The organism is Streptomyces sp. NPDC079020 (genome assembly GCF_044542225.1).
In the GTDB taxonomy this organism is placed as follows: Bacteria; Actinomycetota; Actinomycetes; order Streptomycetales; family Streptomycetaceae; genus Streptomyces.
Genome location: NZ_JBITUB010000004.1, coordinates 58,440 through 77,772, shown reverse-complemented (window position 1 = coordinate 77,772; position 19,333 = coordinate 58,440). Strand labels below are relative to the sequence as shown.

18 protein-coding genes and 1 pseudogene are annotated in these 19,333 nt (G+C 72.2%); 4 read left to right on the top strand and 15 right to left on the bottom strand.

The window, feature by feature from the left end; all coding sequences use genetic code 11:
* Positions 1-169: 169 nt before the first annotated feature.
* The 3 genes and pseudogenes from ACIGJO_RS09900 (at position 170) to ACIGJO_RS09890 (ending at position 4,029) form a co-directional block, all read left to right on the top strand.
* On the top strand, positions 170-1,699 hold the full coding sequence (locus ACIGJO_RS09900; RefSeq protein ID WP_399954771.1) for an alpha/beta hydrolase: 1,530 nt from the start codon (positions 170-172) through the stop codon (positions 1,697-1,699).
* Positions 1,700-1,900: 201 nt separating this feature from the next.
* Positions 1,901-3,126, top strand: a pseudogene (locus tag ACIGJO_RS09895) (cation:proton antiporter).
* Between the two features lie 132 nt (positions 3,127-3,258).
* Positions 3,259-4,029, top strand: coding sequence for a peptidoglycan recognition protein (locus tag ACIGJO_RS09890; protein WP_399954769.1), 771 nt, complete (start codon positions 3,259-3,261; stop codon positions 4,027-4,029).
* 42 nt (positions 4,030-4,071) lie between these two features.
* Here ACIGJO_RS09890 and ACIGJO_RS09885 read toward each other — a convergent pair whose 3' ends face one another.
* From ACIGJO_RS09885 to ACIGJO_RS09865, 5 genes are all read right to left on the bottom strand, one after another.
* Positions 4,072-4,437: a PH domain-containing protein gene (locus ACIGJO_RS09885; RefSeq protein ID WP_399954766.1), complete on the bottom strand. Its 366-nt coding sequence runs from the start codon at positions 4,435-4,437 to the stop codon at positions 4,072-4,074.
* A gap of 151 nt (positions 4,438-4,588) precedes the next feature.
* Positions 4,589-6,556, bottom strand: a complete 1,968-nt coding sequence (locus tag ACIGJO_RS09880; RefSeq protein WP_399954763.1) for an ABC transporter permease — start codon at positions 6,554-6,556, stop codon at positions 4,589-4,591.
* Positions 6,557-6,638: 82 nt separating this feature from the next.
* A complete protein-coding gene (gene modA / locus ACIGJO_RS09875; RefSeq protein ID WP_399954760.1) occupies positions 6,639-7,448 on the bottom strand; it encodes a molybdate ABC transporter substrate-binding protein in 810 nt (269 codons plus the stop codon).
* Between the two features lie 270 nt (positions 7,449-7,718).
* Positions 7,719-8,114, bottom strand: coding sequence for a molybdopterin-binding protein (locus tag ACIGJO_RS09870; RefSeq protein WP_399954757.1), 396 nt, complete (start codon positions 8,112-8,114; stop codon positions 7,719-7,721).
* A gap of 258 nt (positions 8,115-8,372) precedes the next feature.
* Positions 8,373-9,170 (bottom strand): VOC family protein, encoded by a 798-nt coding sequence (locus tag ACIGJO_RS09865; RefSeq protein WP_399954754.1) that lies wholly within the window; start codon positions 9,168-9,170, stop codon positions 8,373-8,375.
* A gap of 154 nt (positions 9,171-9,324) precedes the next feature.
* On the opposite strand from ACIGJO_RS09865, the gene ACIGJO_RS09860 reads away from it, so the two are divergent.
* Positions 9,325-9,960 (top strand): GNAT family N-acetyltransferase, encoded by a 636-nt coding sequence (locus tag ACIGJO_RS09860; RefSeq protein ID WP_399954750.1) that lies wholly within the window; start codon positions 9,325-9,327, stop codon positions 9,958-9,960.
* A gap of 128 nt (positions 9,961-10,088) precedes the next feature.
* Here the strand turns inward: ACIGJO_RS09860 and ACIGJO_RS09855 are convergent, their stop codons facing one another.
* From ACIGJO_RS09855 to ACIGJO_RS09810, 10 genes are all read right to left on the bottom strand, one after another.
* Positions 10,089-10,289: a hypothetical protein gene (locus tag ACIGJO_RS09855; protein ID WP_399954747.1), complete on the bottom strand. Its 201-nt coding sequence runs from the start codon at positions 10,287-10,289 to the stop codon at positions 10,089-10,091.
* Between the two features lie 88 nt (positions 10,290-10,377).
* On the bottom strand, positions 10,378-11,340 hold the full coding sequence (locus ACIGJO_RS09850) for a TerC family protein (protein ID WP_399954744.1): 963 nt from the start codon (positions 11,338-11,340) through the stop codon (positions 10,378-10,380).
* A 115-nt stretch (positions 11,341-11,455) separates the two neighbouring features.
* Positions 11,456-12,808 carry a phosphoribosyltransferase family protein gene (locus ACIGJO_RS09845; protein WP_399954741.1) on the bottom strand — a complete coding sequence of 451 codons (1,353 nt, stop codon included), beginning with the start codon at positions 12,806-12,808 and terminating at the stop codon, positions 11,456-11,458.
* Positions 12,809-12,949: 141 nt separating this feature from the next.
* Complete coding sequence (locus tag ACIGJO_RS09840) at positions 12,950-13,771, bottom strand: enoyl-CoA hydratase/isomerase family protein (RefSeq protein ID WP_399954739.1); 822 nt, start codon at positions 13,769-13,771, stop codon at positions 12,950-12,952.
* Positions 13,768-14,898 carry a cytochrome P450 gene (locus tag ACIGJO_RS09835; RefSeq protein ID WP_399955649.1) on the bottom strand — a complete coding sequence of 377 codons (1,131 nt, stop codon included), beginning with the start codon at positions 14,896-14,898 and terminating at the stop codon, positions 13,768-13,770. The genes ACIGJO_RS09840 and ACIGJO_RS09835 overlap by 4 nt, the downstream gene beginning before the upstream one ends.
* Before the next feature lie 358 nt (positions 14,899-15,256).
* Positions 15,257-16,651 (bottom strand): cytochrome P450, encoded by a 1,395-nt coding sequence (locus tag ACIGJO_RS09830; protein WP_399954736.1) that lies wholly within the window; start codon positions 16,649-16,651, stop codon positions 15,257-15,259.
* Between the two features lie 55 nt (positions 16,652-16,706).
* Positions 16,707-17,294 carry an ATP/GTP-binding protein gene (locus tag ACIGJO_RS09825; RefSeq protein WP_329944573.1) on the bottom strand — a complete coding sequence of 196 codons (588 nt, stop codon included), beginning with the start codon at positions 17,292-17,294 and terminating at the stop codon, positions 16,707-16,709.
* Positions 17,269-17,643, bottom strand: a complete 375-nt coding sequence (locus tag ACIGJO_RS09820; RefSeq protein WP_399954733.1) for a DUF742 domain-containing protein — start codon at positions 17,641-17,643, stop codon at positions 17,269-17,271. Before ACIGJO_RS09820 ends, ACIGJO_RS09825 begins: the two co-directional genes overlap by 26 nt.
* Entirely contained in the window at positions 17,640-18,044 is a 405-nt protein-coding gene (locus ACIGJO_RS09815) for a roadblock/LC7 domain-containing protein (RefSeq protein ID WP_329944571.1), read from the bottom strand. The genes ACIGJO_RS09820 and ACIGJO_RS09815 overlap by 4 nt, the downstream gene beginning before the upstream one ends.
* Positions 18,041-19,258, bottom strand: a complete 1,218-nt coding sequence (locus ACIGJO_RS09810) for an ATP-binding protein (RefSeq protein ID WP_399954730.1) — start codon at positions 19,256-19,258, stop codon at positions 18,041-18,043. The genes ACIGJO_RS09815 and ACIGJO_RS09810 overlap by 4 nt, the downstream gene beginning before the upstream one ends.
* Positions 19,259-19,333 lie beyond the last annotated feature (75 nt).

Genomic DNA, 19,333 nt, shown 5'->3' with positions numbered 1-19,333 from the left:
GGCCGGAGGGACACCCCGCCCCGACGGGAACCCTGACGGGTTAGCCCCACCCCGACGGGAACCCTGACGGGTTAGCCCCACCCCGACGGGAACCCTGACGGGTTAGCCCCACCCCGGCTGTCGGGCCTGCCGCATGGGAAACGGAAACACCGTCAACAACCCTTTCCCCATGACGACTTGTACGCGAAAGACCCTTCTGCTGGCCCTCTCCGCCACCGCCGTCGCCTCGACGCTGGCCGCCTCCGTCACTCCGGTGGCCCAGGCCGGGCCCCGGGCGTCCCCGGCCTCCGCTCCGCCCTCCCTCGTCTGGCACGGGTGCGAGCTGCCCGACGGCACCACCGGTGCCGAGGGGCAGCAGTGCGCGGAGCTGCCCGTGCCGCTGGACTACCGGAACCCGGACGGCCGTACGCTCACCGTCGCCGTGACCCGGCTGCGCAGCGACCGGCCCCGGGCACGGCGCGGGACGCTGATCGTGATCGCCGGCGGGCCGGGCGGTTCGGGCGTGGAGCGTCTGGCGCGGAAGGGCGAGGCGCTGCGGGCGGCCACGGAGGGGGCGTACGACCTGGTGGGCCTGGATCCGCGCGGTGTCGGGGGCAGCACCCGGGCCGGCTGCGGAACCGCGGACGCGGACCGCCAGTTGGTGACGCTGCGGGCCTGGCCTGGGGCGGACGGGGACATCACGGCGAACGTCGACCGGTCCCGGCGTGTCGCCGAGGCCTGCGCCCGCAACGGGGGCGAGGTCCTGCGCTCCTTCTCCACGCGGAACGAGGTCCGCGACATCGACCGGTTCCGGCAGGCGCTGGGCGAGGACAAGCTGTCGGCCTGGGGCAGCTCGTACGGGACCTATGTCGGCGCGGTCTACGCCCAGAAGTACCCGCGGCACACGGACCGTTGGGTCCTGGACTCCAACGGCGACCCGGACCCGGCGCGGGTCGGCCACAGCTGGATGCGGAACATGGCCGTGGGCGCCGCCGACCGCTTCCCGGACTTCGCGGCCTGGGCGTCGGACCCGGCCCGTGAGCAGGCGGGGCTGCGGCTGGCCGAACGGGCCGAGGACGTGGAGCCGTTGGTCCTCGCGCTGGCCCGGAAGCTGGACCGGGAGCCGAGGGAGTCGGACGTGCCCGGCCTCCCGCTGACCGGCAACCGGCTGCGCCAGGGGGTCCAGAGCGCCCTGTTCGGCGACGCCTCCTTCGCTCCGCTGGCCGGGATGATCCGGGCGGCGCTCGACCTGCGGGGGACTCCGGTCCTGACGCCGGACCTGGTCCAGGTGGTCCCCGACGAGGACGCGGCGGTGATGGTCGCGGTGGTCTGCAACGACGTGCGCCGGCCGGGGTCCGTCGCGGGGTACCGGCGGGCGGTGGCCGCCGACCGGCAGCGGTACCCGCTGACGGCCGGGATGCCCGCGAACATCACGCCGTGCGCGTTCTGGAAGGACGCTCCGGCCGACAGCCCCACCCGGATCACCGACGAGGGCCCGTCCAACATCCTGATGATCCAGAGCCTGCGCGACCCCGCCACCCCGTACAGCGGCGCCCTGAAGATGCGCGGCGCGCTCGGGGAGCGGGCCAGGATGGTCACGGTGGGCCGGGGCGGGCACGGCATGTACCTGGGCGGCGGGAACGCGTGCGGGGACCGCGCGGTCAGCGAATTCCTGGTCACCGGGCGGCGCCCGGCCCAGGACACGCACTGCGCGAACTGAACCGGGCGGGACCGGGCGGGGCCGAACTGAACCGGGCAGGACGGGACCCGGCGGGACCGGGCGGGAAGGAGCGGGACCGGGCGGGACCGGATCGAGCCGGACCGGGCGGGACCGGGGCCGGGGCCGTCCGGGTCCGACCGGGCCGGACGCGGAGGGGTGGTAATCGGGTGATTCGGGATACTTTCTTGCTATACACGAGCGATGGAGCACCCCGGGACCCTCATCCTGATCATGGCCATGGCGGTCCTCGCGCCGCTGCTCTCCTACGCGGTCGGGCGCAGGATCGCCGTCCCCATGGTCATCTTCGAGATCACGCTGGGCATCGTCATCGGACCCGATGTGCTCGGCTGGGCCCATCACGACGCGGTCATCGACGCGCTCTCCGACCTGGGCCTGTCCATGCTGATCTTCCTGGCCGGGTACGAGATCCAGTTCGGCGCCGTCCGCGGTGACACCCTGCGGCGCTCGGGGTGGGCGTGGGCGGTCTCGTTCGTGGCCGGGCTCGGTGCCGCCCTGGCGCTGTCCGGGGCGGACCTCGCGAAGAGCCTCGTCATCGGCACCGCGCTCACCAGCACCGCTCTCGGCGCCGTCCTGCCGATCCTGCGTGACTCGGGGCGCCTGGAGGGCCGCTTCGGCACGGTGGTGATGGCGTTCGGCGCGGTCGGTGAATTCGGCCCGATCATCGCGATGGCCCTGCTGTTCAGCGGCCGCAGCCCCGGGGCGGCCGGGGCGGTGCTGGCCGCGTTCGCCGTGGTCACCGCCGGGGCGGTGTTCTGGGCGATGCGGCCCCGGCCGCCGTGGTTCGCCCGGATCATCGCCAACACCCTGTACAGCAGTGGACAGTTCGCCGTCCGCTTCGTGATGCTGGTGCTCGCCGGGATGCTCGGCCTGTCCCATGTCTTCGGCCTGGACACCCTGCTCGGCGCCTTCGCCGCCGGGATGCTGACCCGGCTGGTGCTCCAGGGGGCGGTGCCCGACAGCAGTGAGGAGATCCTCGGCCGGATCGAGGCGATGGGCTTCGGCTTCCTCGTGCCGTTCTTCTACATCGTCACCGGCATCGACTTCGACCTCGCCGCGCTCCTGGCCGGCGGCCGTCCGCTGCTGCTCCTGCCGGTCTTCCTGCTGCTCTTCCTGGTGGTCAGGGGTGGTCCGGCGTATCTGCTCGCGCCGCGTGACCTGGTGGGCGGACCCACTCGGCCGGCGCTGGCGCTGTTCGCGTCGACCTGTCTGCCGCTCGTCGTCGCGATCACCACGATCGGCCTGGACGAGAAGGTGCTCGGGGCGGGCGAGGGCGCCGCGCTGGTCGGTGCCGCGATGGTGTCCGTGCTGACATTCCCCTGCTGGCCTTCCGGCTGCTGCGCCGGGGCAGGCCCGGCGCGGGGCCCGGCGCGCCGTCCCCGTCGGCGGAGGCGGCCGACCCCTGGTGAGCGGCGCGGGGCGCGGGGAGTGTGACGGGTGGTGCGGGGGTGGGGGTGTGCGGGGCGCGGGTGTGCGGGGTGCTCTCACCCGGTTGGCACACCGCTCTGCGAAGCGTGAGGCCAGAGCGCAGGCTGGAAACCATGTGGTCCCGCCGACTCGCCCCGGGCGTCCTGCTCCTGCCGCTGGCCTTCCTGGTGTTCCGGGACGCCCCGGCGGGGCTCGTCCCGCCCGCGCAGAGCGCGATCGGCCCGGTGCCACCGCGCGGGCTGCCGCAGCCGGCGATCGTGAGCCGGGCGGCCTGGCACGCGGACGAGGCCATGGTCAAGGAGCGGCCGCACTACACGGGGGCGGCGAAGGCGGTGTTCGTCCACCACACCGGGAACTCCAACGGGTACGACTGCGCCGACGCCCCGGACCTGATCCGGGCCGTGCAGGCGGAACACATCCGGGGCGAGGGCTGGGACGACATCGGCTACAACTTCGTCGTCGACCGGTGCGGAACCATCTACGAGGGGCGCGCGGGCGGCGTCGGGCGGCCGGTGCGCGGGGCGCACACCAAGGGGTTCAACGCCGACACCGTGGGCATCGCCGCCCTCGGCAGTTTCGGGCCCGGGACGACGGTGCCGAAGGCGCTCGCCGACGGGATCGCCAAGGTGGCCGCCTGGAAGCTGCGGCCCGGCATCGATCCGCGCGGGACGGTGGAACTCGTCTCGACGAACGACGAGAGCCTGTACGACAAGGGCGAGGCGGCCCGGCTGACGGTCATCTCGGGGCACCGGGACAGCTACGGGACCAGCTGTCCCGGTGAGGTGCTGTACGAGCTGCTGCCCGTGCTGCGGGAGAAGGTGGCCACGCTGCGTGCGAAGACCGGGCGGCAGGCCGCCACGGCCCGGCTGCGGCCCACGCTCTGACGGGGTGCGTGACGGCCGGGCACGTGACGGGCGGGCACGGGTCTACCGGGCCACGAACTGGGTCAGGATCGCCTGCACCTCGTAGATGTCGACCCCCTTGGTGAACGTCTTCTGGATCGGCGTGGCACTCCCCGAGATCCAGATCTTCAGCTCCGCGTCCAGGTCGAACGTCCCGGCCGTCTCCACCGCGAAGTGCGTGATGCTGCGGTACGGGACGGAGTGGTACTCCACCTTCTTGCCGGTGATCCCCTGCTTGTCGACGAGAAGGAGCCGCCGGTCGGTGAACAGGATGGTGTCCCGTATCAGCTGATACGCGGCGTGCACCTGCTCGCCCTGGCCCAGGAGCCGTGCGTAATCCTGCTGCGCCTTGCCCTGGTTGACCGTGTGCGCGTTGCCGAACAGTGCCATGGAGGCCCCCGTCTTCCTCTGTCTCAGGTGTCCGAGTCGGACGATCTTCCTACGTTATTACGCACTTGTCGGGGGTCCTGGTTCCCGTCCGGCACGAGCACCCGTTCCCGCACCTCTTCCCGTACTGGTGCCGGTGCCGGTGCCGGTGCCGTCAGAGCGTCACGATCGTCACCTCGGTCGCCTTGACGCTCGTCCAGACCTCCGTGCCGTCGGCGATCGCGAGTTCGGCGGCGGCCTGCGGGGTGATCTCCGCGACCAGGTCCGGTGCCTCGGGCGAGGTGATCAGCAGGCGCAGCCGGCTGCCGCTGCCGGTGATCTCGCGGACGGTGCCGGACCAGACGTTGCGGGGGCTGCCGCCGGGCCGGTCCCGGTGTACGGAGACGGCTTCCGGCGCGATGATCGCGAGCGCCTCGGTGCCCGCGGGGAGCGGGTCGGCGACGACGAGGAGCCCACCGCCGGGCAGGGCGAGGCCGTCGGCGGTGGCGGTGCCGGGCCAGGCGTTGCGGCCGAGCATGCGCGCGACCCACGGGGAACGGGGGTTGCGGGCCACCTCGCCGGGCGGCTCGTCCTGGAGCGCACGGCCCTCTTCGAGGACGAGGACCCGGTCGGCCAGCGAGACCGCCTCGACCGGGTCGTGGGTGACGATCAGGCAGACACCGCCGAAGTCCGCGAGATGGCCGCGCAGGGTGTGGCGTACGTGGGCGCGGGTGGTCTGGTCGAGGGCGGCGAGCGGTTCGTCCAGCAGCAGCAGCCGGGGGCGTGCCGCCAACGCCCTTGCCAGGGCGACGCGTTGGGCCTGGCCGCCGGAGAGCTGGGCGGGCTTGCGGTGGGCGAGGTGGCCGACGCCGAGCCGGTCGAGCCAGGCCTGTGCCTCGCGCCGGGCCTCGCCCCGGGCGACGCCGCGGGCACGGAGCCCGTACGCCGTGTTCGTCAGGGCGTTCAGGTGCGGGAAGAGGGCCCCGTCCTGGGGGACCCAGGCGACGCCCCGGCGGTGCGGGGGCAGGGCCGTGACATCGGCACCCCCCAGGCGCAGTTCGGCGTGGGCGCGGGGGGTGAGCCCGAGGAGGGCCCGCAGCAGTGTGGTCTTGCCCGCGCCGTTGGGCCCGACGACCGCGATGGTGGTACCCGGTCCGGCGTCCAGGGTCAGCCGGGTGAAACCGGTGACCTCGGCCCGGAGCGGCCAGCGCTCCCGCGGTCCGGGGGGCGGCGCGGGGACCGCGGCGGGGAGCCGGCCGGGCGCGGGACCGGGGAGCGGACCGGGGGCATCGTGCGTGGCGGGTACGGCCTTCGGCGGACGCGGGCGGTCGCCGCCGCCCGGCGTACCGGTCCAGCGGCCGCGCAGCGCGACGAGGACGGCCATGGCGATGGCGAGCAGCAGCAGGGAGACGGAGGTGGCGGCCTCGGGGGAGTCCTGGAGCAGCAGATACACCTGGAGCGGCAGCGTCTGCGTGGTGCCGGGGAGATTCCCGGCGAACGTGATGGTGGCGCCGAACTCGCCGAGCGCCCGCGCCCAGGTCAGCGCGGCTCCGGCGATCAGTCCGGGGGCGACCATGGGCAGCGTGACGGTGAGGAACACCCGTACCGGCGAGGCGCCGAGGGACGCCGCGGTCTCCTCGTACCGGGGGCGCAGACCGCCCAGCGCGCCTTCGAGGCTGATGACGAGGAACGGCATCGCGACGAACGTGGCGGCGAGCACCGCCCCCGAGGTGTGGAAGGGCAGCGTGATGCCGAAGGTGTCCTCCAGCCAGGGGCCGAGCAGCCCGCGCCGGCCGAAGGCCAGGAGCAGCGCCACCCCGCCGACCGTGGGCGGCAGGACCATCGGCAGCAGGACCAGCGAGCGGACGAACGCCTTGCCGGGGAAGGGCACCCGGGCCAGCAGCCACGCCAGCGGCACCCCGAGCACGAGCGAGAGGCCGAGCGCCCACAGCGACACGAGGAGCGACAGCCTGAGCGCCTGCGTGGTCCCCCCGGCGGTCAGATGTGCGCCGAGGTCGCCCCAGGACGTGCGGGCCAGGATGCCGATCAGCGGCATCATCAGGAACGCCACGGCGAGCAGCGCGGGCACGGCCAGGACGAGCGGGGCGCGGGAGCCCGGCGCGCGGCCGCGGAGACGTTTCATGACTGGCTGACCCCTGGTCCGGTCCTCGACGTGCGTGGTGCGGGCCGCCCGTCGCCGGTGGCCGGGCAGCCCGCGACGGCGGTCACGGCTGCTGGAAGCCCGCACCCTGGAGGATCTTCTGGGCCTCCGGCGTGGACAGCCAGGCGACGAACGCCGCCGCCGCCTCCGTGTGCTCGGAGGCCTTCAGGGTGGCGGCCGGGTAGGAGGCGACGGCGTTCTGCCCGTCGGGGATCTCGATCGCGTCGACCTTGCCGGTGACCGTGGCGGCGTCCGTCCGGTAGACGAGCCCCGCGTCGGCCTCGCCCAGCTCGACCTTGCTGAGGACGGCGCGGACGTTGGGCTCCTGGGAGACCGGCTTCACGTCGATCTTCTGGGCGTCCAGGATCTGCTTGCTGTACCGGCCGACGGGCACCTCGGGGGCGGCGAGGACGACCTTCAGGTCGGTGTCGGCGAGGTCCTTGAGGTTCTCGATCTTCTCCGGGTTGCCCTCGCCGGTGGCGATGACCAGGCGGTTCTTGGCGATCACGGTCGGGGTACCGGTGTCGGAGGCCAGCGTGTCCATCGTCCTGGTGTCCGCGGTGACCAGCGCGTCGGCGGGGGCACCCTGCCGGACCTGGGCGGCGAGCTCCTGGGAACCGGCGAAGGAGAACGTGATCTTCGTGCCGGGGTGGGACTTCTCGTACGCGGCGCCGGCCGTCGTGAAGACATCGGTCAGCGAGGACGCCGCCAGCACCGTCAGGTCGGCCCTCGGAGTGCCCGGGGCGGAACCGGTGGCCTTGGGGCTGTCGTCCGCGGCCTTGTCGTCACTGCCGCAGGCCGTCAGCGGCAGCAGCAGGGCGGCGGTCGCGGCGGCGGCGACGGCGCCGCGCCGTCCGGTGAACAGGGGAGACATGAGGTCGGGCTCCTTGGGTGCGTGCGGAGGTGCCGTACGCGGTCGGCGGATGACGGACGCCTTCCGGACGGGGACGGCGCGGCGGACGCGGGACGGCGAGCGGGTGCGGGTGGTGCGGTGGCGGTGCGGGCGTGCTGGCGGTGCAGTGCGGTGCGCGGCGCGGGTGGTGCGGGCGTGCGGGTGGTGCAGTGCGGTGCTGGCGTGCGGGTGGTGCGGGCGGCGCGCGGGCCGGGCGTGCGCGCGGGCGCCGGTGGGCGGTGCGCGCCTGTGTCAGGTGCGGTCGATGTGCACGTTGGTCGACTTCACGCGGGCGGTGGCCCGCATGCCGACTTCGAGGCCCAGTTCCTCGACGGCTTCCCGGGTGAGGAGCGAGACGAGCCGGTGCGGTCCGGCCTGGATCTCGACCTGGGCCGCCACATCGCCGAGCTTGACGGCGGTGACGATGCCGGGGAAGGCGTTGCGGGCCGAGGTGTACGGAGCCTCCTCCTCGCCGCTGCCGCTCTGGCCGACCTCGATGGAGAAGGCGGCCAGATCCCGGCCGTCGATCAGACGCCGGCCCGCTTCGTCGCGGTGGGTCGCGACCCGTCCGGCGTCCGCCCAGCGTCGGGCGGTGTCGGGGCTGACGCCGAGGAGGCGTGCCGCCTGGCCGATTGTGTAGGACTGCATGTGCGACACGCTAGGGCGATATGGCTCGCATGCGCAATTGTCCAGACGATTTTCCATGGCAGATGCGGTCCAGTTCGGTGGAACCGACGAAGTCCGCGGCGCCGGGTCCCCGGGCGCACGCCGGGGCAGACGGTCCCGCCGTGTGTCACCGCCTCCCGGCCGGCGTACCCCGGCGCCGGGGGCGCCCCGGAAGACCGCCGGAACACGCGGAACGGCGCCCGGCCCCCCGAACCGGTGCGCCGTCCTCCCGTACGCCCCTCAGGTCACCGGCGCGAGCTCGGGCATCTCGCCCGCGACCGTCGTGATGTCGATCACGGCGAAGGTCGCGCCCTGCGGGTCGCTGACTGCGGCGAACCGGCCGAAGGGGCTGTCCATCGGCCCGAACCGCAGTACTCCGCCGCGCTCGGTCGCCTTCGCCACCGCCGCGTCGCAGTTCTCGACGGTGAAGTACACGCTCACGTACGGCGGAGCCTCGGGCGGGAACTCGTCGCCCATCTTCATCCGCCCCAGGACCGGCTCGGCACCGAGGTCGAACACCCGGTAGTCGACCGCGGCGTCCTTCATCTGCTTCATCCGGTAGGGGAAGACACCGCTGAGGAACGCGTCCGACTTCTCGGGCTCCCGGGTGAAGACCTCGGCCCAGCAGTAGGCACCGGGCACGGCGGTCGCCTCGAACCCCTCGTGGGTGCCGGCCTGCCACACACCGAAGACGACCCCGCTCGGGTCGCGGGCGAGCGCCATCGTGCCGAAGTCGCCGACCTTCATCGGCTCCATCAGCACCTCGCCCCCCTGCGCGCGGATCTTTCCGGCGGTCGCCGCCGCGTCGGGCGACGCGAGATACAGACACCAGGCGGAGTGGCCCTCCGCGCCGGGCATCGGGGATACGACGGCGGCCACCGCCTTGCCGTCGGCGTACGCCTGCGTGTAGTTGCCGTACTCCGACGCGGACTCGCCGAACGTCCAGCCCAGCACGTCTCCGTAGAAGCTCTTCGCGCCTTCGACATCCGCGAACATCGCGTCCGCCCAGCACGGTGTGCCCTCAGGTTGTACAGCCATGGTTCTGACTCTCTTCCGTCGGTCGGGTGGTCCCGCCCCCGCACTGCCACGCTAGCCAGCCACCCGCCCCGCCGCGCGCCGAGAAGCCTTCCCGGCGTTATTGCACTAGTGCATAAAATAATGACGCTAGTTCAAAGTGGTCTACACTCTCGCCATGCCTGCGACAACTCCCCGGCCCGTGACCCTGACCGGGCGCCATGTCGGCCTCGTGCCGTTGACGATGGACCACCTCGACGACCTCTTCGCGGCCGGTGGCCGCGACGAGGAGGTGTGGCGCTGGCAGGGCCCGCCGACGCCGCTGACGCCGGGCGAGCTCGGTGCCAAGCTCGCGGACCTGCTCGAAGCCGCGGACCGGGGTACGTACGTCCCGTTCGCCGTCATCCACCGCGAGAGCGGCCGGGCGGTCGGCTGGACGACGTACATGGAGGTCGAGGAGCAGCACGAGCGCCTGGAGATCGGCTGGACCTGGTACGGGCGCGCGTACTGGAGGTCGCCGGTCAACACCGAGACGAAGCTGCTCCTGCTGACCCATGCCTTCGAGGAACTGGGAATGGGCCGCGTGCAGTTGAAGACCGACCACCTCAACGAGCGCTCGCAGGCCGCGATCGCCCGCCTCGGTGCCAGCCGGGAGGGGGTCCTGCGCCGCCACCGGCTCCGCCACGACGGGACCTGGCGGGACACCGTCTACTTCTCGCTGCTCGCCGAGGAGTGGCCCGCCGCCAAGGCCCGCCTCGTCGCGCGCCTCTACGGGGACGGGAGCGCGGAGGGCCGCGGTACGGTCGCCCCGTAGCGCACGATCCCCCCGACGGCTTCACGCCTCCGTCGGGGGGATCGGTCGGTTTCGGCCGGCGCGACGAAGGCACGCCGGAGCGAGGGGTGTGCGGGCCACCGGGCGGACGGCCCGTCCCGGCCGGCCTCTCACCGGTGGGTCGGGTGCTCCGTGTGCGCGTCGTCCACGACGTGGTCGGCGCAGTCCGGGTTCCGGCAGGGTCCGGGGCCCCAGACGGGGACGAAGATCCCGAGGGTCTTGTGCCGTTTCAGTTCGGTCGCGACGGGCTGCTTGCAGGTCGGACACATGAAGGCGGCCTGCCGCTGGATCTCACGCTCATTGCTGGCCATGTCCTCACCATAAACCTGGCTGGATTGTTTGAAAAGTTATTCCCTCACCTTTGCCGACGCAGGTGTTTCGTCCGCCGGGCGGGCACTCTCAGGGTGCTGGATTCGCACGGGAGTTCCTTTTGGGTGGACGGCGCAGGCTCAGTACCACCGACACCGTCAGGATCACGACGATGACGGCCAGGCTCAGCGGCGAGGGAATCTCCGGGACGCCTTCGCTGATCATCTTGTGGGACGCCTGGAGGATCAGTTTGACGCCGATGAAGGAGAGGATGATCCCGAGCCCGTGGGTCAGGTAGTGGAACCTGTCCAGCAGGCCCGCGAGCAGGAAGTACAGCGCCCGGAGCCCCAGAATGGCGAAGGCGTTGCTGGTGTAGACGATGAAAATGTCGTTGCTGACCGCGAGCACCGCCGGCACGCTGTCGACGGCGAAGACCAGGTCGGCGGCCTCGATCGCGGCGACGACGGCGAGCAGGGGCGTGCCGACCCGCCGGCCCGCCTCCTTGACGGTGAATTTCGCACCGGCGTATTCGTCCCGGACCGGAATCACTTTCCGCAGCAGGCGTACGGCGAGGCTCCTGCCCGGGTCGAAGCTTTCTTCCTCCCCCCGGAGGATCTTGTAGGTGCTGTAGAAAAGGATGGCCGCGAAGACGAAGAGCACGGCCGTGAATCGGCCGACCACCGCGACGCCGAGGGAAAGGAATATTCCGCGAAATACGAGCGCACCGAAGACGCCGAAGAAAAGGACGCGGTGCTGATAGGCGCGGGGAACCCGGAAGTACGCGAAGATCAGGGCGAAGACAAACAGGTTGTCGACCGAGAGACTTTTCTCCAGCAGCCAGGCGGTGGTGTATTCCGTTCCGGCGGTCGGCCCGAGGACCAGGAACACCACCCCGCCGAACGCGAGCGCGAGGCTCACCCACAGCCCGCTCCAGAGGGCTGCTTCCCTGAAGCCGATGACATGGGTGTCGCGGTGTGCCAGGAGGTCGGTCACCAGCGCCACGACCACGGTCGTGGCGAACGCCCCCCACAGCCACAGCGGTACGTCGGGCATGTGGGCGACCCCGGATCGGTCGCGAGAGGTGGATGGGGTCCTGTTCTACGAGTGTGCACCGCGCTCCCGCGTCCCGCGCGGCGGCGGACCGCTCCCGGCTCCGGGGCCGCGGGCCTCAGCCGTCTCCCACCGGTGCCGGGAGAAGGTGCCCGGTGAACCAGTCCCGGGCCAGGTCCGCGACCCGGTCCAGCGCACCCGGCTCCTCGAAGAGATGGCTCGCCCCCGGGACGATCTCCAGCCGGTTCTCGCAGGTCAGCAGTGCGCGGGCCTGCTGGTTGAGCGCGATCACCGTGGTGTCGAGGCCACCCACGACAAGGAGTGTCGGGGCGCGTACGTCATCGAGCCGGCTCCCGGCGAGGTCGGGCCGGCCGCCCCGCGAGACCACCGCGCCGATGTCCGCGTCCGGCTCCGAGGCGGCCCGCAGCGCCGCCGCCGCTCCGGTGCTCGCCCCGAAGTAGCCGATCGGCAGCGCCACCCGGCCGCGCAGCAGGCGGGTGGCCTCCGTCAGGCGCCGGGCCAGGGTCCCGATGTCGAAGACATGCCCGTGATCGGCCGCCTCCACGGGGGTCAGCAGATCGAAGAGGAGCGTGCCCAGGCCCGCTTCGTTGAGGGAGGCCGCGACCGACCTGTTGCGCGGGCTGTGGCGGCTGCTGCCCGAGCCGTGGGCGAACATCACGACCGCGCCCGCGCCCTCCGGCAGGACGAGGTCCCCGGTCAGCTCGATGCCGCCCGCCCCGCCCGGCCCGCCGGAGCTGTGCGCACCGCCCACGGCCAGGCGCAGCTCCTCCGTACGAACGGCCGGCGGCTGCGTGGACCCGGGCTGTGCGGGCCGGTCCGCCGCCGCCCGTGCCAGCAGGGCGACGACCTCGTCGTCCGAGGTCTGGGAGAAGTCGCGGTACCACTCGCCGACGGACGAGAACGGCTGCGGCGCCGCCAGGCACATCACCTCGTCCGCCCCCTCGCGCAGCCGGGCGACGGCGTCCGGCGGGGCCACCGGGACGGCCAGGACGACGCGTGCCGCGCCCTGCGCCCGTACGACCGCGCACGCGGCCCGAGCGGTGGAGCCGGTCGCGATCCCGTCGTCGACCACGATCACCGTCCGGCCCTCCAGCGCCCGGCGCGGACGGCCGTCACGGAACCGGTGCGCCCGCCGTACGAGCTCCGCCGACTCGGTGCGCTCGACCGCGGCGAGATCCTCCTGGGTGACGCCCGCGCGGCGGACGATGTCCTCGTCGACGACCCGTACCCCGTCCTCGCCGATCGCGCCGAATCCCAGCTCCCGGTGGTACGGGACGCCGAGCTTGCGGACGACGATCACATCGAGCGGTGCGCCGAGCTCCCGGGCCACCTCGTACGCCACCGGGACTCCGCCGCGGGGCAGCCCCAGGACGACGGGACGTTCTTCCTTCCACCGCCGGAGGGCCTGGGCGAGCCGCAGTCCGGCATCCGTGCGATCGGTGAACAGCACGATGGGTCACCCCCAGTGAGGGCGGTCGGAGGCCACGTACGTACACACCACGCAGTACGTCGCCTACCTCGACGCAACCCCGTTCGCGGCCGTTCCGCAACTCCGCACCGGGCCGTTGTCCGGTCGGTCCGTCGGAGGCTCTCAGCGCATCGGTACGACCCCGGCCCCGGTCCCGCCGGTGTCACGGGGGCGCCGGGTCGCGGCGGCGACGGAGGCCATGAGTTCGGCGTCCAGGAAGGACGGGTCGGCCAGCCGGGTCGCGGAGGCGTAGGAGCTGAGCAGGGCCTTGGTGACGCGCAGGGCGGCCTCGGGGCGGCGGACGACGGGCCTGGCCCAGGCGCTGACGGCCTCGTCGAGGGCGTCCTCGGGCACGACGCGCTGGAGGATCGACAGGCTGTGCGCCTCGGCGGCGTCGAAGGCCCGTCCGGTGAGGATCAGCTCGCGGGCGCGGGCGGCGCCGATCTCGTGGATCAGCCGGGGCAGCACGCCGCCCCAGGCGGTGGGCAGCCCGAGCGCCAGCTCCGGCAGCCGGAATCCGGCGGTGTCGGCGCCGACGCGCAGGTCGCAGGCGAGGGCCAGGGCCAGCCCGGCGCCGATGGCCTTGCCCTGGACCCGGGCGATGGTGACGGCCCGGCTCCCGGAGATCGCCTCGCAGACGCGGCGGGCCTTGTCCCCGGCGATTCGGATGCCGCGCCCGGTCGGGTCCTCCTCCAGCCAGTCGGCGAACTCGCTCCGGTCCCCGCCCAGGCAGAAGTCGTCCCCGGCACCGCTGAGCACCAGCACCCGTACGTCGGGGTCCGGCGCGGCCACGGCCTCCAGGAGGTCGTCCAGCATCGCCTCGGTGACCGCGTTGCCGGTGGCGGGGCTGTTCAGCTCCACGTGCAGGACGGGGCCCTCGCGCACGGTGCGTACGGTGCCCGGGCGGCCGTAGGGGGTCAGGAAGTCGGGGAGGGAGAGCCTCATGCCGTCACGCTCATCGAGGTCACCCGGCGGAAGACCATGCGCGACGCGTAATCCGGTGGAGCGGCGGCGCGCAGGGCCGGGAAGCGGTCCAGCAGCGCGGTCAGCAGCGTACGGGCCTCCAGGCGGGCGAGCGCCGCGCCCAGGCAGTAGTGCACACCGCCGCCGAAGGTGAGGTGGCCCCCGCCGCGCAGGATGTCGAAGGTGTCGGGGTCCTCGTTGTGCCGGGGGTCGTGGTTGGCGGCCCCGTACAGGACGTGGACCATGCTGTCCTTCGCGATCGGGACCCCGGCCAGAACGGTGTCCTCGGCGGCGATCCGGCTGTTGATGTGGATGGGCGGGTCGTACCGCAGGACCTCGTCGATCGCCGCGTCGATGTGCTCGGGGTGCTCCCGCAGCCAGGCCCACCGGCCGGGCTCCTCCAGCAGCAGCGCCACCATGGACGACAGCAGGGTCGCGGTGGTCTCCAGCGAGGCGATGGTGACGAACATGGTGAGGCGGTAGAGGATCTCGTCCGCCGTCTCCCGGTCGGGTTCGAGCCCGTCCCAGGTGTGGATCCAGCCGGTCAGGACGTCATCGCCGGGAGCGGCACGGCGCCGCGCGACCAGGTCGGTGAAGTACGAGCGCAGTTGCAGCGTCGCCTCGGCGGACACGGCGAGCTGGCTCCGGGTGGGCAGCAGCTCCTGGGCGTGCACCTGGTTGTGGGTGATCTCCAGGATGTGCGGATGGTCCTCGGGCGGGATGCCCAGCCAGGAGCCGATGGTGCTGATCGGGAGCTGTTCGCTGACGGTGCTGACGAGGTCCGCCTCGCCCCACCGGAGCTTGTCGGCCAGCTCGTCGAGGAGGCGGGTGACATGCCCCTCGACCTGCGGGGCCAGCCGCGCGATGGTCGAGCGGTCGAAGAGGTTGCCGAGGCTGCGGCGCTGGCAGGTGTGCGCGGGGGCGTTGAGGCGGGAGAGGGTCTTGGTCATCTCCTGCGTGGCGACCGCGTCCCAGCGGCCGGTGTCGTCCTGGCGTTCCTGCCAGGCGAAGTCCGGCGCCAGCCAGTGCCGGCCGCGCAGCACCTGGCTGCACGCTTCGAAACCGGTGACGAAATAGCCGTTCCACGGAGCGCGCACGACGTCCCCCATGGCGCGCAGTTCGGCCAGGAGGGGGTACGGGTCGGCCTGGCCCTGGGGGGAGTGCAGGCGTCGCAGGAGCGAGATGAGGGCGCGGCGGTCGGCGGTGGGCGTTTCTATGCCACTGATAGCGCTCACGCAGAGTTCCTTGACCTAGGCTCCGGGTTACCGCCTGAACCTACCCCTCCGCATATCTCCGCCAAGCGTCGATCTTTGTTGCCCCCGTCACATGCAAAAGTCGTGAATGCCCTGTGTCATATCCGAATAGCGATATGGGCACTCACTTATCGATGGCGTACGCACTCATCCGTGTACGCCCTTACTCAAACGCGCACGCATATGTGCGCTCAATTGCGTGTCGGCCGCCCGCTCACACCCGGAAGACGTCGAGGAACGAGCTCCACCAGCCCTTTGACTTCTTGTGCGACTCCGCAGCGTGATGATGCGGAACCGAGGAGTTGGGCGCCGGCTGCGCGGCCGGCTGCGCGGCGGCCCGTGCGCCGGTGGCGGTGCCGCGTGCGGCGGTCGGGCTGAAGCGCACCGGCAGGGAGACCAGGGCGCGGTGGAACGGGCCCGGCCGCCACTCGACTCCCGAGGCCTGCACGGCCAGGGTGAGGTCCGGCACCGTGTTGAGGATCTTCTCGATCGCGGTGAGGGCGATGAGCTGCGCGGGCGACTTGGCCGGGCAGACATGGGGGCCCGCGCCCCAGGCCAGATGGGCGCCCTTGCTCAGGGTCTGGCGGGCGCCGGTGAGCGCGGGGTCGCTGTTCGCGGCGGCGAAACTGATCAGCACCGGGGTGTCGGCCCGCAGGGTCACCCCGTCCAGGTCGATGTCCTGGATCGGGTAGTGCGTCGCGTAGTTGGCGATGGGCGGGTTGTTCCACAGCACGTCGTCGAGCGCGTCCTCGACGAGCATCCCCGTACCGCGCCGCTCCACCCCCGGGCCGGAGGCGTCCCCGGCCAGCAGGAGCAGCAGCGCGTTGGCGATGAGATTGCGCTCCGGCTCCACGCCCGCGCCCATCAGCATGACGAGCTGGTCCTTGAGTTCCTCGTCGCGCAGGCCCGCCGGGTGCTGGATGAGCCAGGAGGTGATGTCCTCGCCCGGCTGGCGGCGCTTGAGCGCGACCAGCTCCATCAGGCATTCCGTCAGTTCCGCGTTGGCCCGCAGGACGTCCTCGCCGTCGAAGATGGCGGACATGCTGCGGGTCAGCCGGTCACCGATGTCACCGGGGCAGCCGAACAGCTGGTTGAACAGCAGGAGCGGCAGGAGCTTGGCGTACTCGCCCAGCAGGTCGGCGCTGCCGCGCTCGATGAACTGGTCGATGAGATAGTCACCGATGCGCTCGACGTCCCGGCTGAGGCGGCTGGAGTTCAGGCGCCCGAGGCTCTCGGTCACCGCCTTGCGCAGCCGCAGATGCTCGGCGCCGTCCGTGAACAGGCAGTTGGGCCGGTACGCCATCATCGGCAGCACCGGGCTGTCGAGCGGCACCCGGCCCTCCCGCAGCGCGGCCCACCGGCGCGAGTCGCGCGGGAAGACCGCCGGGTTCTGCAGAACCCGGAGCGCGGCCTCGTGCTGCACGACGAGCGTGGCCTCCACCCCGGGGGCCAGCTCGATCGGCGAGGCGGGCCCGTTCGCGCGGAACGCGTCGTACACCCGGTGCGGGTCGGACGCGAACTCCGGCCCGTAGAGCGAGGTCTGCCCCTCCTGGTGCATGGGGCACCCAGCGGGGGCGCTGTACGGGGTGGCTCCCGGCTGAGAGTCCATGTGTGATTCCTCGGTGTGATCGCGGGGCTCCGCGGAGCCCCGGGCGGAAGGGAGGTCAGGCCGCGTGCGCGAGAAGGTGCCGGACCAGGGTGATCAGTGCCTGTGCTGACGAGTTCCGGTCCCGGGCGTCGCAGTAGACGACCGGGGTGTCGGGCAGCAGGTCGAGGGCCTCGCGCAGTTCGGCCTCGGCGTGCTGGGACTGGTCGAAGCTGTTGACCGCGACCGCGTACTCCAGTCCGTACGTCTCGACCAGGTCGATGACCGGGAAGGTGTCCGCCAGACGGGCCGGGTCGACCAGGAGCAGGGCGCCGAGCGAGCCCCGCGCCATGTCCTCCCACAGCTCCACGAAGCGCTGCTGGCCGGGCGTACCGAACAGGTACAGGACCAGCTCGTCGCTCAGGGTCAGCCTGCCGAAGTCCAGCGCGACCGTGGTGGTCTTCTTGTCGGGCGCGCCCCGGAGATCGTCGATGTGCGCCCCGGCCTGCGTCATCCGTTCCTCGGTGCGCAGCGGGGTGATCTCGGAGAGGGTGCCGATGAGCGTCGTCTTGCCCACGGCGAAGTGTCCGACGACGAGGATCTTCGCCGCACGCTGCACCGCGTCCGGCACATACATGTTCTCAGCCGAACCGGACCTGGAGTCCATGCAACACCTCTTCGAGGATCTTCCTGTCAACGAGTTGGGCCGGTGGCGGGGCCTTGCGGCGGAGCAGGTGCCCCTGTTCCGCTAAATCCTTCAGCAGCAGGCGCGCCACTCCGACGGGCAGCTCCAGATGCCCCGCCACCTCGGCCACCGACAGATAGCCGCCCGAGCACAGCTCCCAGATCGCCCGGACCTCGGGGCTCTGGTTCGGCGGCGCCTCCGCCTCCGGGGCGAGCGTGACCAGGGTGACGAGGGAGAGGTCCTCCGCGGCGGGCAGACCGCGCCCGCCGGTGATGACGTAGGACCGGACGAACCCGCTGCTGACCTGCTGCTCCTCGCCCGGCGCCGTCATACGTCGCTTCCCGCGTTCTGGCGGGGAGGAGTGGTCATCGCCTTCCCCAGCGCGGTGACCTGCTGCTGCATACGGAAGGACATGGCCTCCATGTCCACGTCGGCCGCCGCGGTCGCCGCCAGGTAGGCACCGGCGCCCGCCGCGATCAGGAAGATCCAGCCGTCCTCGTACTCCAGGAGCGTCTGCCGCCAGCGCCCGGGGGACTGGGTCCCGATGAACGGGGCGACGGCCCGGCTGAGCGACTGCATGGAGCTCATGGCCGCCGCGACGGTCTCCGCGTCGTCCCGGCCGATCTCACTGGAGTTGGCCAGCAACAGGCCGTCGGCGGACACGAGGATCGCGTGCCGTGCGCCGGGTACCTGGAGTACGTCGTTCAGTACCCACGAGAGATCGGGGTTCACTGGATCTCGGGTCCTTCCATCGTCGTCGTGTCACGCCCGGACCGCGTACCGCGCTGGAACGCGCCCAGCCGGGAAGCGGACTCCTCGTTGCTGCGCGCCGGCCCGGAGTCGGTCGACGGCACCGCTGACACGGGGCTCTTGCGGCGACGCTTGGGCAGACCGCCGGCGGTGGTGACCAGGCCCCCGTACTGCGGGGCGGCCTCCGTCAGCGGGGCGGCCGGCGGGAACAGCGGAGTGGGCGGCGGCGTGGGGGTCTGGTGCCGGGAGAACTCCGACGCGTCGTGCGCGGGGGCGTCGGGGGCCGGGGGAACCTCGCTGGTGAGAAGCTCGTCGGGCAGAAGAACCACCGCGCGTACGCCTCCATAGGGGGAAACGGAGTCCACCGAGATCTTGAACCCGTAGCGGGCGGCCAGCATGCCGGAGACGGCGAACCCGAACTGCGGCGGGATGCCCAGGCTGGAGACGCTGATCGCCGCCCGGGGCGAGAGGAGGGCCGCCGCGCGGTCCTTCTCCTCCTGGCCCATGCCGAGTCCGGCGTCGTCCACGATGAGGCAGACACCGGTGGGGACGGCCTGGATGTTGATCTCCACCGGGGTGCCGGGGGCGGAGTAGTTGGTGGCGTTGGCCAGCAGCTCGGCGAGCACCACGGCCACCGGCTCGACGGCCTTGCTGACGACCGAGAAGTTCACCTGTCCGTTGACCCGCACCCGGTCGAACTGCCGGATCCGCCCCTGGGCGCTGCGGGCCACGTCGAAGACCGAGGCGACGGTCTCCCGGCGGCCGAGCCAGCCGCCGCACAGCACGGCGATGCCCTGGGCGCGCCGCCCGAACTGGCTGTTGGCGTGGTCGATGGCCATCAGGTCGGCGAGCATCCCGGGGTCGTCGCCGTACTTGTGCTGCGCCTTCTCCAGAACCACCTGCTGCTCGTCCGCGAGACCCTGGAGGGTACGCACGGCGGCCTTGAGGACGGCCTTGGTCTCCTCCTCGGCGTCCTTGCGGACCTCGGAGAGCTCCGAGGCGTGCCGGTGGAGCAGGCTGTTGTGGGCGACATGGAGCTCGTCGCGCTGCCGGAGCAGCGTGTCGCGTTCCTTGCGGAGTTCGGAGTTGTGTCTGCGCAGTCTGATGTTGGTCGTGCGAGCCCGCAGAACGGCACCCACAGCGACCAGTGCTACGACAACCAGTGCCCAGGTGACGGGGCCCTGCGGAAATGTCATGAGACTCACTTCAAGTGCCATGGCTGGAAGACGGTGTGACACTTCCTCAGGCGGCGCACGGGTCCGGACTCGCCG

Excerpts from the sequence above, each read along its gene's own strand:
- ACIGJO_RS09825 (WP_329944573.1), bottom strand. The coding sequence starts at position 17,294 with ATGGACTCCAGGTCCGGTTCGGCTGAGAACATGTATGTGCCGGACGCG.
- ACIGJO_RS09865 (WP_399954754.1), bottom strand. The coding sequence starts at position 9,170 with ATGGCTGTACAACCTGAGGGCACACCGTGCTGGGCGGACGCGATGTTC.
- ACIGJO_RS09820 (WP_399954733.1), bottom strand. The coding sequence starts at position 17,643 with ATGACGGCGCCGGGCGAGGAGCAGCAGGTCAGCAGCGGGTTCGTCCGG.
- ACIGJO_RS09810 (WP_399954730.1), bottom strand. The coding sequence starts at position 19,258 with ATGACATTTCCGCAGGGCCCCGTCACCTGGGCACTGGTTGTCGTAGCA.
- ACIGJO_RS09860 (WP_399954750.1), top strand. The coding sequence starts at position 9,325 with ATGCCTGCGACAACTCCCCGGCCCGTGACCCTGACCGGGCGCCATGTC.
- ACIGJO_RS09840 (WP_399954739.1), bottom strand. The coding sequence starts at position 13,771 with ATGAGGCTCTCCCTCCCCGACTTCCTGACCCCCTACGGCCGCCCGGGC.
- ACIGJO_RS09835 (WP_399955649.1), bottom strand. The coding sequence starts at position 14,898 with ATGGGGGACGTCGTGCGCGCTCCGTGGAACGGCTATTTCGTCACCGGT.
- ACIGJO_RS09850 (WP_399954744.1), bottom strand. The coding sequence starts at position 11,340 with ATGCCCGACGTACCGCTGTGGCTGTGGGGGGCGTTCGCCACGACCGTG.
- ACIGJO_RS09900 (WP_399954771.1), top strand. The coding sequence starts at position 170 with ATGACGACTTGTACGCGAAAGACCCTTCTGCTGGCCCTCTCCGCCACC.
- ACIGJO_RS09890 (WP_399954769.1), top strand. The coding sequence starts at position 3,259 with ATGTGGTCCCGCCGACTCGCCCCGGGCGTCCTGCTCCTGCCGCTGGCC.
- ACIGJO_RS09855 (WP_399954747.1), bottom strand. The coding sequence starts at position 10,289 with ATGGCCAGCAATGAGCGTGAGATCCAGCGGCAGGCCGCCTTCATGTGT.
- ACIGJO_RS09830 (WP_399954736.1), bottom strand. The coding sequence starts at position 16,651 with ATGGACTCTCAGCCGGGAGCCACCCCGTACAGCGCCCCCGCTGGGTGC.
- ACIGJO_RS09870 (WP_399954757.1), bottom strand. The coding sequence starts at position 8,114 with ATGCAGTCCTACACAATCGGCCAGGCGGCACGCCTCCTCGGCGTCAGC.
- ACIGJO_RS09880 (WP_399954763.1), bottom strand. The coding sequence starts at position 6,556 with ATGAAACGTCTCCGCGGCCGCGCGCCGGGCTCCCGCGCCCCGCTCGTC.
- modA (WP_399954760.1), bottom strand. The coding sequence starts at position 7,448 with ATGTCTCCCCTGTTCACCGGACGGCGCGGCGCCGTCGCCGCCGCCGCG.
- ACIGJO_RS09885 (WP_399954766.1), bottom strand. The coding sequence starts at position 4,437 with ATGGCACTGTTCGGCAACGCGCACACGGTCAACCAGGGCAAGGCGCAG.